The sequence below is a fragment of the Desulfacinum hydrothermale DSM 13146 genome, from assembly GCF_900176285.1.
In the GTDB taxonomy this organism is placed as follows: Bacteria; Desulfobacterota; Syntrophobacteria; order Syntrophobacterales; family DSM-9756; genus Desulfacinum; species Desulfacinum hydrothermale.
In genome coordinates, this window is sequence record NZ_FWXF01000029.1 from 1 (window position 1) to 13,837 (window position 13,837).

General features: G+C 59.6%; 12 protein-coding genes and 1 pseudogene. All 13 read right to left on the reverse strand.

Features of this window, described 5'->3' with window-relative positions:
* Window positions 1-80, reverse strand: a pseudogene (locus B9A12_RS17710) (GTP-binding protein); the annotation flags it as partial.
* Window positions 81-213: 133 nt separating this feature from the next.
* The gene (gene rpsG / locus B9A12_RS15890) at window positions 214-684 is read right to left on the reverse strand and encodes a 30S ribosomal protein S7 (RefSeq protein ID WP_084059086.1); all 471 of its coding nucleotides are present in this window, start codon (window positions 682-684) and stop codon (window positions 214-216) included.
* 90 nt (window positions 685-774) lie between these two features.
* The gene (rpsL, locus tag B9A12_RS15895) at window positions 775-1,146 is read right to left on the reverse strand and encodes a 30S ribosomal protein S12 (RefSeq protein WP_084059077.1); all 372 of its coding nucleotides are present in this window, start codon (window positions 1,144-1,146) and stop codon (window positions 775-777) included.
* Between the two features lie 148 nt (window positions 1,147-1,294).
* Window positions 1,295-5,413 (reverse strand): DNA-directed RNA polymerase subunit beta', encoded by a 4,119-nt coding sequence (gene rpoC / locus B9A12_RS15900; protein ID WP_084059078.1) that lies wholly within the window; start codon window positions 5,411-5,413, stop codon window positions 1,295-1,297.
* 99 nt (window positions 5,414-5,512) lie between these two features.
* Window positions 5,513-9,631 carry a DNA-directed RNA polymerase subunit beta gene (gene rpoB / locus B9A12_RS15905; RefSeq protein ID WP_084059079.1) on the reverse strand — a complete coding sequence of 1,373 codons (4,119 nt, stop codon included), beginning with the start codon at window positions 9,629-9,631 and terminating at the stop codon, window positions 5,513-5,515.
* A 172-nt stretch (window positions 9,632-9,803) separates the two neighbouring features.
* Window positions 9,804-10,190 (reverse strand): 50S ribosomal protein L7/L12, encoded by a 387-nt coding sequence (gene rplL, locus B9A12_RS15910; RefSeq protein WP_084059080.1) that lies wholly within the window; start codon window positions 10,188-10,190, stop codon window positions 9,804-9,806.
* 20 nt (window positions 10,191-10,210) lie between these two features.
* Entirely contained in the window at window positions 10,211-10,735 is a 525-nt protein-coding gene (rplJ, locus tag B9A12_RS15915; RefSeq protein WP_084059081.1) for a 50S ribosomal protein L10, read from the reverse strand.
* A 205-nt stretch (window positions 10,736-10,940) separates the two neighbouring features.
* Complete coding sequence (gene rplA, locus B9A12_RS15920; RefSeq protein ID WP_084059082.1) at window positions 10,941-11,645, reverse strand: 50S ribosomal protein L1; 705 nt, start codon at window positions 11,643-11,645, stop codon at window positions 10,941-10,943.
* Between the two features lie 55 nt (window positions 11,646-11,700).
* Window positions 11,701-12,123, reverse strand: a complete 423-nt coding sequence (rplK, locus tag B9A12_RS15925) for a 50S ribosomal protein L11 (RefSeq protein WP_084059083.1) — start codon at window positions 12,121-12,123, stop codon at window positions 11,701-11,703.
* Window positions 12,124-12,218: 95 nt separating this feature from the next.
* Entirely contained in the window at window positions 12,219-12,749 is a 531-nt protein-coding gene (nusG, locus tag B9A12_RS15930; RefSeq protein ID WP_084059087.1) for a transcription termination/antitermination protein NusG, read from the reverse strand.
* Window positions 12,750-12,787: 38 nt separating this feature from the next.
* Window positions 12,788-13,138, reverse strand: a complete 351-nt coding sequence (gene secE, locus B9A12_RS15935) for a preprotein translocase subunit SecE (protein WP_084059084.1) — start codon at window positions 13,136-13,138, stop codon at window positions 12,788-12,790.
* Between the two features lie 103 nt (window positions 13,139-13,241).
* Entirely contained in the window at window positions 13,242-13,391 is a 150-nt protein-coding gene (rpmG, locus tag B9A12_RS15940) for a 50S ribosomal protein L33 (protein ID WP_084059085.1), read from the reverse strand.
* A 32-nt stretch (window positions 13,392-13,423) separates the two neighbouring features.
* Window positions 13,424-13,837: elongation factor Tu (locus tag B9A12_RS15945; protein WP_483863794.1), on the reverse strand; the 414-nt coding region annotated here is incomplete at its 5' end.

Here is a 13,837-nt window from a genome sequence, read left to right on the forward strand (position 1 = left end):
GTCGTCTTGCCATGGTCGATGTGACCAATGGTCCCCACGTTCAAATGCGGCTTCGTCCGCTCAAACTTCTTCTTCGACATCGCACTTCCTCCTCAAAAACTGGATCCCATAAAGCTTCCATTCATCACAATACGCTCAACCTGCGAGGATGCCCATTTGATGGTCGCGCCCAGGCACCGGCCCTTCGCCCAGCACAGGACAGAACGGGTCCGCCTACCAGCGATAGTGGGCAAAGGCCTTGTTCGCTTCCGCCATTCGGTGTGTGTCCTCGCGCTTTTTGATGGCACCCCCCCTGTTTTGCGACGCATCCAGGAGTTCGCCCGCGAGCCTTTCCATCATGGTCTTTTCCGAACGATTCTTGGCGTAGCCGATCAGCCACCGCATGGCCAGGGCATCACGCCGTGCCGGACGCACCTCCACAGGCACCTGATAGGTGGCACCGCCCACCCGACGGGACTTCACCTCAATGACGGGCCGCACGTTGTCCATGGCCTTGTGAAAGACCTCGAGAGGATCCGTCTTGGAGCGCTTTTCGATCAAATCGAAGGCGCCGTACAGGATCCGCTCAGCCACACTCTTTTTTCCATCCCGCATGATATTGTTGATGAACTTGGCCACCAACCGGCTGTTGTACTTGGGATCTGGAAGAATTTCGCGCTTTGGTACTTCTCTTCTCCTAGGCATTCCCGACCTCAACCTCTTGTGATCGTTGACGGCAAAAGAGAAGCCATGGCCCCTGCCAAGACCATGGCCCATCCTGGATTTCCCTACTCTTTATTTCGGCCGCTTGGCCCCATACTTGGACCGCCCCTGCTTGCGATCGGCCACCCCCAAGGCATCCAAGGTTCCGCGGATGATGTGGTAGCGAACGCCGGGCAAGTCCTTCACACGGCCACCGCGAATGAGTACCACCGAGTGTTCCTGCAGGTTGTGGCCGACACCGGGAATGTAAGACGTCACTTCAATGCCGTTGGTCAAGCGCACGCGCGCGATCTTGCGCAACGCCGAATTGGGCTTCTTGGGCGTTGTGGTATAGACGCGCACACACACCCCCCGCTTCTGGGGACAACTTTGAAGAGCGGGTGTCGTTGGTTTTTTGCGGACCTTTTGTCTGCCTTTTCGCACTAGCTGGTTGATCGTGGGCATCCTCGTTACTCCACCTGCTTCAGACCATATTAATTTCAAAAACTTAACTCGCCCCTTCCGTCTGGGCTCGGAAATCTCCTCTATCTACTGATAACCCGTGGGCTTGTCAAGATATTTAAGACCCCGCCGTGGGGGCGGCCCGGATCCTCTAGTGACCCGGAGCCGCTTCCACCGCGAACGAGGCCTTCCGATAGGGCTTCATCCCGGTCCCAGCCGGGATCAATCGGCCCATGATCACGTTCTCCTTGAGACCCCTTAAGTGATCCACCTTGCCCGAAGCGGCCGCATCGGTCAGGACCTTGGTGGTCTCCTGGAAGGAGGCGGCTGAGATGAAGCTTTCCGTACTCAGCGAGGCCTTGGTGATCCCAAGGAGCAAGGGTTCCGCCGCGGCCGGCACTTTGCCTTCCGCCTCCAGTTTCTGGTTCACTTCCTCGAACACGCGCTTTTCCACATGTTCCCCAATCAGGAAATCGGAATCGCCGGGGTTGGTGATCTTCACGCGGCGCAGCATCTGGCGCACAATGACCTCGATGTGCTTGTCATTGATCTTGACGCCTTGCAGCCGGTAGACCTGCTGGACTTCATTGACCAGGTACTTGGCCAGCTCCTTTTCCCCAAGAACATTCAAGACGTCGTGGGGATTGGGCGAACCGTCCATGAGCGGCTCACCAGCTCGCACGTAATCCCCCTCATGGACGCTGATGTGCTTGCCCTTGGGGATCAGGTACTCGCGGGGATCTCCCACCTCGGGGGTGACGATGACTTTGCGCTTGCCCTTGGTGTCCTTGCCGAAACTGACCACGCCGTCGATTTCGGAGATGATCGCATGCTCTTTCGGCTTGCGCACCTCGAACAGCTCCGCCACACGGGGCAAACCACCGGTGATGTCCTTTGTCTTGGTGGTCTCCCGGGGAATCCTGGCCAGCACGTCACCGGGCGAGACCATGTCGCCTTCATTGACCATCAAGATAGCCCCCACCGGCATGTAGTAGCGAGCATGGCCGCCGTCACCGACCCGGGCCGTCCGGCCCCGTTCGTCCTTGATGGACACGCGCGGCCTCATGTCTCCGTCCCGGGCCTCCACAATCACCTTGCTGGACTTGCCGGTGACGGGGTCCAGCTGTTCCTGCATGCTCTGGCCTTCGATGATGTCTCCGAACTTCACCGTCCCCTGTACGTCCGTGAGAATGGGAATGGTAAAGGGATCCCATTCGGCCAGCAAGGTCTCCGGCTCAACCCAGTCGCCGTCTTGCACCTTGAGCTTGGCACCGTAGATGATCACATAGCGTTCCCGCTCACGGCCCGTCTCGCTCACGATGGAGATTTCTCCGTTGCGGTTCATGGCCACCAGGTCGCCCTGGCGGTCGCGCACGGTGGTCAGGTTGATGAATTTCACCTGTCCCGGATACCGGTTGGTGATGGAGGTCTGCTCGATGCGCTTGCTGGCGGTACCGCCGATGTGAAAGGTGCGCATGGTCAGCTGCGTGCCCGGCTCTCCAATGGACTGGGCCGCGATGATCCCCACCGCCTCGCCGATCTGAACCCTGCGTCCGTGGGCCAGGTCGCGGCCATAACAGGTGGCGCACACGCCCCGGCGGCTCTTACAGGTCAGGACCGAACGGATGGTGACCTTCTCGATGCCGGCCTCTTCAATCTTCTTCAGACCCGCCTCATCGATCTCCTGGCCGGCGGGAATGAGCACATCACCGGTCACCGGGTCCACCACGTCTTCGTGGACCACGCGACCCAGGATCCGCTCACCCAGCCGCTGGATGATTTCTCCAGCCTCCGTGAGCGCCTCCACGGTGATGCCGTCCATGGTCCCACAGTCCTTTTCGCTGACGATCACATCCTGGGACACGTCCACCAGCCGGCGGGTGAGATACCCGGAGTTGGCGGTCTTGAGGGCCGTATCCGCCAGGCCTTTACGGGCACCGTGGGTCGAGATGAAGTACTGAAGCACGGTGAGGCCCTCGCGGAAATTGGCGGTGATGGGCGTTTCGATGATCTCGCCCGAAGGCTTCGCCATCAGGCCGCGCATGCCTGACAACTGCCGCATCTGATCCTTGCTGCCGCGGGCGCCCGAATCGGCCATCATGAAGATCGGGTTGAAGGAAGTGGACTCCACGCTCTGGCCATCGGGACTGGAGACCTCCTCCACGGCCATTTCCTTCATCATCTCGCCCGCCACGTCTTCGGTGGCCTTGGCCCAGATGTCCACCACCTTGTTGTACTTTTCGCCTTCCGTGATGAGGCCTTCGTTGTATTGGCGCTCGATTTCACGGACCAGGTCGAAGGCGTCCGAGATGATCTCCGCCTTCTTTTCAGGGACGATCATGTCCTTGATGGAGATGGAGATCCCCGAGCGGGTCGCCTGCTGGTAACCCAGGTCTTTGAGACGGTCTGCCAGGATGACCGTGGCCTTCTCGCCGGCGGTGCGGTAACTGTAATCGATGAGCTCCAAAAGGGCCTTCTTGTTCATAACCTTGTTGACCATGGAAAAGGTCTTGGCCAGCAGGTCGGGATCCTTCATGATCTTGTCCGGCATGATGCTGGAGATCAGTTCCCACAAGAGGGTCCGGCCCACGGTGGACTCCACCAGGTCGCCGTTCAGCCGCACCTTGATTTTGGCATGGAGATCCACCCTGCCCGCATCGTAAGCGCAACGCACCTCATCGATGCCGGAAAAGACGCGGTTTTCACCTTGGGCGAACGGGCGCTCCCGGGTCATGTAGTAGATGCCCAGAACGATATCCTGGGACGGCACGATGATCGGCCCGCCGTGGGCCGGGCTGAGGATATTGTTCGTGGACATCATGAGAACGCGGGCTTCGGTTTGGGCCTCAATGGACAAAGGCACATGGACCGCCATCTGGTCCCCGTCGAAGTCGGCGTTGAAGGCCGTGCACACCAGCGGGTGCAGCTGGATGGCCTTTCCTTCGATCAGGATCGGCTCGAAGGCCTGGATCCCCAAGCGGTGCAGGGTGGGAGCCCGGTTGAGAAGCACCGGAAATTCCTTGACCACCTCGTCCAGGGTGTCCCAGACCTCCGGCGTCTCCTTTTCCACCATCTTCTTGGCCGCCTTGATGGTGCTCACATGCCCTTTTTCTTCCAGCTTGTTGTAGACGAAGGGCTTGAAGAGCTCCAAAGCCATCTTCTTGGGCAACCCGCACTGGTGCAGACGCAGGTTCGGGCCCACCACGATCACCGTTCGACCGGAATAGTCCACGCGCTTGCCCAGCAGGTTCTGGCGGAAACGCCCCTGTTTGCCCTTGAGCATGTCGCTCAGGGACTTGAGCGGTCGCTTGTTGGCGCCCGTGATGGTCTTGCCACGGCGCCCGTTGTCGAACAGGACGTCCACCGCCTCCTGCAGCATGCGCTTTTCGTTGCGGATGATGATATCCGGCGCATTGAGCTCCATGAGCCGTTTCAGGCGGTTGTTTCGGTTGATCACGCGCCGGTACAGGTCGTTGAGATCGCTGGTGGCGAAACGCCCCCCGTCCAGGGGAACGAGCGGACGCAGATCGGGGGGCAGGACGGGAATCACATCCATGATGGTGTATTCGGGGAGATTGTCCGAGTCCTTGAAAGCCTCCACCACCTTAAGGCGCTTGGCCAGTTTTTTCCTCTTGGCCACCGATCCGGTTGCCATCATCTCCTGGCGCAGCTCCTGAGCCAGCGCTTCCAAATCCAAGCTGGCCAGCAGCTCTTTGATGGCCTCCGCCCCGATCCCGGCTCGAAATCCCGCACCGTATTCCTGCACCAGCGCCCGATAGCGTTCTTCGCTGAGCAGCTCGCCCTTTTCCAACGGGGTATCGCCCGGATCCAAGACGATGAAAGAATCGAAGTAGAGAACCTTTTCCAATTCCCGCATGGTCAGATCCAGCAAGTTGCCGATCTTGCTGGGCAGGCTGCGCAGAAACCAGATGTGGGCCACGGGCGCGGCCAGCTCGATATGGCCCATGCGCTCACGACGCACCTTGGACTGGATCACCTCCACACCGCACTTTTCGCAAACCACACCGCGGTGTTTCATCCTTTTGTACTTGCCGCAATTGCACTCGTAGTCCTTGGTGGGGCCGAAGATCTTGGCACAGAACAAGCCGTCCCGTTCCGGCTTGAACGTCCTATAGTTGATGGTTTCCGGCTTCTTCACTTCGCCATGGGACCACTCCCGGATCTTTTCGGGAGAGGCCAGCATGATCTTGACCGCATCGAAGTGAAGCGGATCGCTCGGCTTCATAAAGTAGGGATAGAGCTCTTTCAAAGGATCCTCCTTATGCGTCACGTTCCCAAGAACGCCCCGGCGAGTTGCGCGGCGGGCGAAGGCCGTCCTTTCGCCCGTGCGCCTTCGCCTGACGCAACACTAATCGCCTTCGCCCTCTTCCTCGCCCAGGAGCTGTACATCGAGAGCCAAGGCCTGAAGCTCCTTAACAAGCACGTTGAACGACTCCGGCAGCCCGGCCTCCAGGGTGTTTTCCCCCTTGACGATCTTTTCGTACATCCGGGTTCTTCCGGCCACGTCGTCCGATTTCACCGTCAGGAACTCCTGGAGCGCATACGCGCCACCATAGGCCTCCATCGCCCACACTTCCATCTCTCCCAAGCGCTGGCCGCCGAATTGGGCCTTGCCGCCCAAGGGCTGTTGGGTCACCAGCGAATAGGGGCCGATGGAGCGCGCATGGATCTTGTCGTCCACCAGGTGGTGGAGTTTCAGCATGTACATGATCCCCACGGTCACCGGCTGGTCAAAGGGCTCTCCCGTGCGCCCGTCGTAGAGGGTCGCCTGCCCCGTCTCGGGCAGTCCGGCTTCTTTGAGAAAAGCCCGGATCTCGGATTCTTCGGCGCCATCGAAGACCGGTGAGGCCACATGAACGCCCTCCTTCAGGTGCGGCACGAGGGACTTCAACTCCTCTTCGCTCGCTCCCTTCAGGTAGGTGTCCCATTCCAACTGGTTGTAAATGCGCTGCAGCTTCTGCTCCAGCGTCTCCTTTTCCTTATACTCCTCGATCATGCGGGCCAGCTGCTCGCCGAGCCCCTTGGCGGCCCAGCCCAGGTGGGTTTCCATCACCTGCCCCACATTCATACGGGAAGGCACGCCCAGGGGATTGAGCACCAGATCCACGGGCGTCCCATCGGCAAAGTAAGGCATGTCCTCCACGGGCAGGATCCTGGAAACAACACCCTTGTTTCCATGGCGGCCGGCCATCTTGTCCCCGACCTGCAGCTTGCGCTTGACCGCCACGTAGACCTTGACCATCTTGATGACGCCCGGCGGCAGCTCGTCGCCCTTTTTCAGCTTGCTGATCTTTTCTTCGAACAGCGACCGGACCAGGTCCACCTGCTCGCGGTAGTGCTCATAGATATGCTCCACCTCCATGGACAGGGCCGGGTCCTCCACGGCCGCCAGGTGGGACCACAGTCGACTGGGTAGATTCAGAACCACATCCACCGTGATGGGCTCGCCCTTCTTCACATAGACCGTCTTGCCGTCTTTGATGGGGGCGGCGCAGGTCTTGCCTTCAAAGAGCGCCGCAATACGCTTGGCCACACTTCGGCGGATGATGTCCAGCTCGTCCCGCTGGTCCTTCATGAGTCGAGCGATTTCCTCGTCTTCGATCATCCGGGTCCGCTCGTCCTTGTCCACACCGCGGCGCGAAAAGACCTTGGCGTCGATGACAATGCCCTCCACTCCCGGAGGAACCCTCAGGGAGGTGTCTTTGACGTCGCTGGCCTTCTCGCCGAAGATCGCCCGCAGCAGCTTCTCTTCGGGGGTCAGCTGGGTTTCCCCCTTGGGGGTCACCTTGCCCACCAGGATATCGTTGTGGCGGATGTAGGCCCCGATGCGAACGATGCCGCTTTCATCCAGGTTGCGCAGGGCCTCTTCGCCCACGTTGGGGATGTCCCGCGTGATCTCCTCTTTGCCCAGCTTGGTGTCCCGGGCCAGAATCTCGAATTCTTCAATGTGAATGGAGGTGAACACGTCTTCCTGGGCTATGCGCTCACTGACCAGGATGGAATCTTCAAAGTTATAGCCTCCCCAGCTCATGAAGGCGATCATCACGTTCCGCCCCAGAGCCAGCTCACCGTGATCGGTGGAGGCCCCATCGGCGATGATCTGGCCCTTTTGGACCCTCTGACCGGCCCGCACCAGGGGGGTTTGGTTCATGCACGTGTTCTGGTTGGAACGCTTGAACTTGATGAGCTTGTAAATATCGACCCCACTGTCCATGGAGCTTTCGGTTTCCAGGGCGCGCACCACAATGCGAGAGGCGTCCACGTACTCCACCACTCCGTCGCGCTTGGCCACGATGACCACACCGCTGTCGCGCGCCACGATCCTCTCCATGCCCGTGCCCACCAGCGGCGCACGGCTCTGGAGGAGGGGAACGGCCTGGCGCTGCATGTTGGAACCCATGAGCGCCCGGTTGGCGTCGTCGTGCTCCAGGAAGGGGATCAACGATGCGGAAACACTCACCAGCTGATTGGGCGAGACGTCCATGTACTTGATCTCGTCGGGCGGCAGGAGCATGAATTCACCCGCCACGCGCGCCGAAACCTCGTCGCGCACGAACCGGCCCTCCTCGTCCAGCGGCGCATTGGCCTGGGCGATGGGATAATCCTTCTCGTCCATGGCCGTCAGATAGACCACATCCCGGCTGGCCTTTTGATTCTCCACCTTCCGGTAGGGTGTTTCAATGAACCCATAGGGATTGACCCGCGCGTAGGTGGACAGCGACACGATGAGACCGATGTTGGGACCTTCCGGCGTCTCGATGGGGCAGATCCGCCCGTAATGGGTGGGGTGCACGTCCCGGACCTCAAAGCCGGCCCTCTCCCGGGTCAGGCCGCCGGGGCCCAAAGCGCTCAAGCGGCGCTTGTGGGTGACTTCCGACAGCGGGTTGGTCTGGTCCATGAATTGGGACAGCTGGCTGGTTCCAAAGAATTCCTTGACCACCGCCGACACCGGCTTGGCGTTGATGAGGTCGTGCGGCATGAGCGCTTCGATCTCCTGGAGGCTCATGCGCTCTTTGATGGCCCGTTCCATGCGCACCAGCCCGATGCGGTACTGGTTTTCCAGCAGCTCGCCGGTGGCACGCACCCGTCGGTTGCCCAGGTTATCGATATCATCCACGGGCCCCTGGGTCTCTTTCAGGTGGATCAGCTTCTTCACGGCTTCCAGGATGTCTTCCTTGGTGAGGGTGCGCGTCTCCAAGGGCACATCCAGGCCCAACTGCACATTGAGTTTCAGCCGCCCCACTTCGGAAAGATCGTACAGATCGGGGCTGAAAAAGAGGTTGTTGAAGAACTCGGTGGCCACCTCCAGGGTGGGAGGGTTGGTGGGCCGAAGGCGCCTGTAGATCTCCAGCAGGGCGTCGTCTCGGCCGTGCACTTTGTCCAGCAAAAGCGTATTGCGAAACGCCGGACTCACGTCCCGACCCTGCAGATGGAGCAGCTCCAATTCCCCGATACCCCGTTGGACAAGCTCTTCCAACAGTTCCTCGGTGATCGTATCGTTGCACTCCGCAAGGATCTCGCCGGTGGAAAAGTCGATAACGTCGTGGGCGAGCACCTGGCCGATCAGTTCATCCACGGGGATGCGCAGGCCCTGGACGCCCGCGTCGGCCAATCGCTGGAGTGTTTTCTTTCCCAGTTTGCGGTTTTTCTTGACGAGCACGTCGCCCGTTTCCGGGTGCAGGATGTCTTCAGGGGCTCTCGTGCCCACCAGGGTCTCCTGGCTCAGTTCCTTTTCCGCCCATTGGGCGTCGATGAGAAAAACCCGTTGCCGCTTGTAAAAGTAGTTGAGAAGCTCTTCCGTGGCGTAGCCCAGGGCCTTCAAGAGCACGGTGGCCGGCAGCTTTCTTCGCCGGTCGATGCGCACATGGAGGATATCCTTGGGGTCGAATTCGAAATCGAGCCAGGATCCGCGCAGCGGGATGATCCGGGCAGAATAGAGGATCTTGCCGCTGGAATGCGTCTTTCCGCGGTCATGATCGAAGAAGATACCGGGCGAGCGATGCAACTGACTGACAATGACCCGTTCCGTTCCGTTGATGATGAAAGTGCCGTTTTCGGTCATCATCGGCAGGGTTCCGAAATAGATCTCCTGCTCTTTGATGTCCCGGATGGCCCGCTGCCCCGCCTCCTTGTCCACATCGTAGACCACCAGACGGACGACGATCTTCAGCGGCGCCTCGTAGGTCATGCCCCTGGCCAGGCATTCATCCACATCGTATTTCACATCACCGAAACTGTACTGCACAAATTCGAGGGACGCGGTCTGGCTGAAGTCCTCAATGGGAAAGACACCCTGAAAGACCTCTTGCAGGCCTTTCTTGGCACGGGCTTGGGGCGGGACATCCATCTGCAGAAAGTTGGCATAGGACTCTTTCTGCATCTGAATCAGGTTCGGGATATCCACGATCTTTTTGATTTTCCCGAAACTTTTCCGGACCCGGTATTCTTGGCTCAGAGCAGTTGCCATGATGTCTCCTGCAACTTGGTGGAATTCATAACCTTGCGGTCACATGGCGAGAAAGCCACCCGGCCGCCCCGACCGAGGCCTGCCGGGTGGCACTCACCCAAAAAAGGAAATCGGAAATCCCGCCACAGACGGGACTTCCGACAAAGACCCGCCACAGGCGGGGCGTGGGGCGTTACTTGACTTCGACGGTCGCGCCGGCCTCGGTGAGCTTCTTGGCGATCTCTTCCGCTTCCTCCTTGGGAATGCCTTCCTTGACCGCGGCGGGCAGATTCTCCACCAGCTCCTTGGCTTCCTTCAGGCCCAGGCTGGTCACGGCACGCACTTCCTTGATCACCTGGATCTTCTTGTCGCCGGCGGAAGTGATGACCACGTCGAACTCGGTCTTTTCCTCGGCAGGAGCCGCTTCGCCAGGCGCTGCACCCGCCACGGCCGCCACGGCCACAGGCGCCGCAGCGCTCACGCCGAAGCGATCTTCCAGTTCCTTGACGAGCTCGCTCAGCTCAAGCACGGTCATGTTTTCAATGAACTTGATCACATCTTCCTTGGTGATTTCCGACATTGCGAGATTCCTCCCTTATCTTACGATGCTTGTTCTTTTTCTCTTTCAATGGCTGCAAGCACGCCAACAAAGGCCCTGGGCACACCACTGAGGACGCGCACCAGCCCCGTGGGCACCGCGTTGAGGGTTCCCAGGAACGTGGCCAGCATTTCCTCGCGGGACGGCAGTTCCGCCAACGCTTCCACATCCTGCGGGCTCAACGGGTTGCTCCCCAGGACACCGCCCTTGATCTGGAACTTGTCCGTTTCTTTGGCGAAGTTTTTCAAGGCCTTCGCCAGGGCACTGGGGTCCTCGTAGCTGATGGCCACGGCGTTGGTCCCGGTCAGCAGGGGTTCCACCACTTCGGCCGTCGTTCCCTTGGCAGCTATGCGCATCAGGGTGTTCTTGACCACCCGATACTCCACGCCTTGCTCGGCCAAGTTGTCGCGAAGTGCCGTGATCTCTGCAACCGTCAGGCCCTTGAAATCCGTCAGGACGGCGGCGCTTGCGCGCTGGAGCTTCTCATGCAGCTCGGCGACCAATTGCTCTTTTTTTGCCTTATCCAACCTTCTTCTTCCCCCCTTTCCTCTGCCGGCGTGCTTTCAAACTCGACAATGGCGAGCCCGTCAACCCGTTGGTCTTTTCACCACCTCGGTAGGTCCCACCCGGTCGAAAATTTACGGGTGGATTTAAACACCTCCAACGTGCACCTACGGTCTCCGATGCGTGAAAGCACCCAACGGCAGTTATTTTGATCGCTCATCCCAGGCATCAGCCAAGGATGTTCTTGACAGCCAGGGGATCGATGTGCACACCGGGTCCCATGGTTGTCGATATGGCGATACCCTTCAGGTACGTACCCTTGGCGGCGGCCGGCTTCAGCCGGATCAAGGTCTCCAAAAAGGTGGTGATGTTCTCCAGAAGCTTCTCGCGGCCGAAAGAAACCTTGCCCATGGGTGCGTGGACGATTCCCGTCTTTTCCACCCGGAAGTCCACCTTACCCGCCTTGATCTCCTTGACCACCTTCTCCACGTCAAAGGTGACCGTTCCCAGCTTGGCGTTGGGCATGAGGCCCCGCGGGCCGAGAATTTTACCGATCTTGCCCACCTGGCCCATCATGTCGGGAGTGGCCACCGCCTTGTCGAAGTCCAGCCAGCCCTCTTTGATCTTTTCGATCAGCTCCTCGCCTCCGGCCTGGTCGGCACCCGCATCCACGGCCTCCTTGACCTTCTCGCCCTTGGCAAAGACCACCACCCGGACTTCCTTGCCCAGTCCGTTGGGCAGCACCACCGTTCCGCGCACCATCTGGTCCGCATGGCGGGGATCCACACCCAGGCGAACCGCTATGTCGACCGTTTCGTCAAATCCGGCGTAGGCACATTCGAGGGCCAAACTCAGGCCTTCCTCAAAACTGTAGCGCTTCGTGCGATCCACTTTTTCCAGCGCAGCGCGGTATTTCTTTCCTCGTTTCGGCATGTCCTTTTCTCCAACCGAGTCTCCCTGATGGCCCGTTGCGGCCACAGGCCAGTCGCTATTCGACCACAATCCCCATGCTGCGCGCCGTACCTTCGATGGTGCGCACAGCCGCTTCCAAATCCCGAGCGTTGAGGTCGGGCATCTTCAGCTTGGCGATCTCCTCCACCTGCGCTTTGGTCACCTTGCCCACCTTATCCCGGTTGGGTTCGCTGGAACCTTTGGCGATCTGGGCCGCCTTTTTGAGCAGCACGGCGGCGGGCGGGGTCTTGGTGATGAACGTGAAGGAACGATCCGCATATACCGTGATGATCACGGGGATGATCATGCCGTCCTGGCCTTGGGTCTTGGCATTGAACGCCTTGCAAAACTCCATGATGTTGACGCCGTGCTGACCCAGCGCAGGGCCCACCGGCGGAGACGGATTCGCCTGTCCGGCTGGAATCTGGAGTTTAATGTTCGCAATCACCTTTTTTGCCATGATGTACTCACTCCCTGAACCACTCGCGGTCTCTTATCACAAGGCGGCACGCTACCGCGGCCGGTCCCGCGGGCAAACGCCGCCCTCGTCTCTTTCTAAAGGCGTTGAATCTGCACAAAGTCCAGTTCCACGGGTGTGGACCGCCCGAAGATGGTCACCAGAACCCGCACCTTACCCTTTTCGGGAATCACTTGCTCCACCACCCCGTTGAAGCTGGCGAACGGCCCATCCACCACCCGCACCTCTTCGCCCTTTTCGAACTGGTATTTGGGGCGGGGCTTCTGGATGCCTTCTTCCATCTGCTGGATGATCGCGTTGGCCTCCTCCTCGGACAAAGGAATGGGGCGCTCCTGACTTCCGATGAAGCCCGTCACCTTGGGCGTATGGCGGACCAGGTGCCATGTCTCGTCGTTGAGTTCCATCTCCACCACGATGTAACCGGGATAGAATTTGCGAGACGAAGACTTCCGCTCGCCTTTGACCAATTCCACCACCTTTTCCGTGGGCACCAGGATCTGGCCAAAGTACTCTTCTTTGCCGGCCGCTTTGATCCGTTCCTGCAAGGCCGCCTTGACCCTATGTTCGAATCCCGAGTACGTGTGCACGATGTACCATTGCTTCGCCACGCGATCACCCCCGCTTCGGCTCAAGCCCTCATCCATCCTCATCCGATCAATAGGCGCACAAATCGGCTGAGGATCAGATCCACGAACCCCAAAAAGAGCCCGCACAGAATCGCGATGACCAGCACAACGGAAGTGGAGCCAATGGTCTGGCGGCGCGACGGCCATACGACTTTGCGCAGCTCATAGACGACCTCTCGCAGATAGGCCTGAAAGCGCGCCCAAAGGCCGGGCTTGGAGGACTCGACCTTGCGAGGGGCCTTCTTTTTCGAAGCCGCGGGCTTCTTGTCGCCGGCCTTGGCCACTTTCTGGCGCTTGTCCCGCTTCCTATCCTTTTGGTCCGTCACAGGCCCTTTGGCCGCCTGATTGGAACTTGCCTTTGCAGTCTTCATCGATCACCTTGAGTTGGATTTGTCCCGGGTTTCACGCCTGTAGCCCAGGACCATTGCCGATGCACCGGAGGCCGAACAGGCCGCCGGTGCTCCCCCCGCAGGCTCACTTGGATTCCTTGTGCACTGTGTGGGCATTGCAAAACTTGCAATACTTCCGAAAGGCCAGCCTGTCCGGAGTCGTTCGCTTATTCTTTGTGGTCGTGTAGTTGCGCTGTTTGCATTCCTGACACACAAGGGTGACCAATACTCGCATTGTCGCTCACCTTCTCTTCCTTGAACCCACACCTACTCGATGATGTCGGTGACGACGCCGGCCCCCACGGTGCGTCCGCCTTCGCGGACCGCGAAGCGAAGCTCCTTTTCCAAGGCCACCGGGGCGATCAGCTGCACTTCCATGTTCACGTTGTCGCCCGGCATCACCATCTCCACGCCCTCAGGAAGCGTCACCACACCCGTCACGTCCGTGGTCCGAAAATAGAACTGAGGACGGTACCCGGGGAAAAACGGCGTATGACGGCCACCTTCTTCCTTCTTCAGCACGTAAACTTCCGCCTTGAACTTCGTGTGCGGCGTGATGCTCCCAGGCTTGGCCACCACCTGGCCGCGCTCCACCTCATCGCGCTTGATCCCGCGAAGCAACAAACCCACGTTGTCGCCCGCCTCACCGCGGTCCAGCGTCTTGCGGAACATCTCCACGCC

What these genes read in the sequence shown, in the direction of transcription:
- rplK (WP_084059083.1), bottom strand. Translation starts at nt 12,123, where the DNA reads ATGGCAAAAAAGGTGATTGCGAACATTAAACTCCAGATTCCAGCCGGA.
- rplL (WP_084059080.1), bottom strand. Translation starts at nt 10,190, where the DNA reads ATGTCGGAAATCACCAAGGAAGATGTGATCAAGTTCATTGAAAACATG.
- rpoB (WP_084059079.1), bottom strand. Translation starts at nt 9,631, where the DNA reads ATGGCAACTGCTCTGAGCCAAGAATACCGGGTCCGGAAAAGTTTCGGG.
- secE (WP_084059084.1), bottom strand. Translation starts at nt 13,138, where the DNA reads ATGAAGACTGCAAAGGCAAGTTCCAATCAGGCGGCCAAAGGGCCTGTG.
- rpsG (WP_084059086.1), bottom strand. Translation starts at nt 684, where the DNA reads ATGCCTAGGAGAAGAGAAGTACCAAAGCGCGAAATTCTTCCAGATCCC.
- rpmG (WP_084059085.1), bottom strand. Translation starts at nt 13,391, where the DNA reads ATGCGAGTATTGGTCACCCTTGTGTGTCAGGAATGCAAACAGCGCAAC.
- rpsL (WP_084059077.1), bottom strand. Translation starts at nt 1,146, where the DNA reads ATGCCCACGATCAACCAGCTAGTGCGAAAAGGCAGACAAAAGGTCCGC.
- rplA (WP_084059082.1), bottom strand. Translation starts at nt 11,645, where the DNA reads ATGCCGAAACGAGGAAAGAAATACCGCGCTGCGCTGGAAAAAGTGGAT.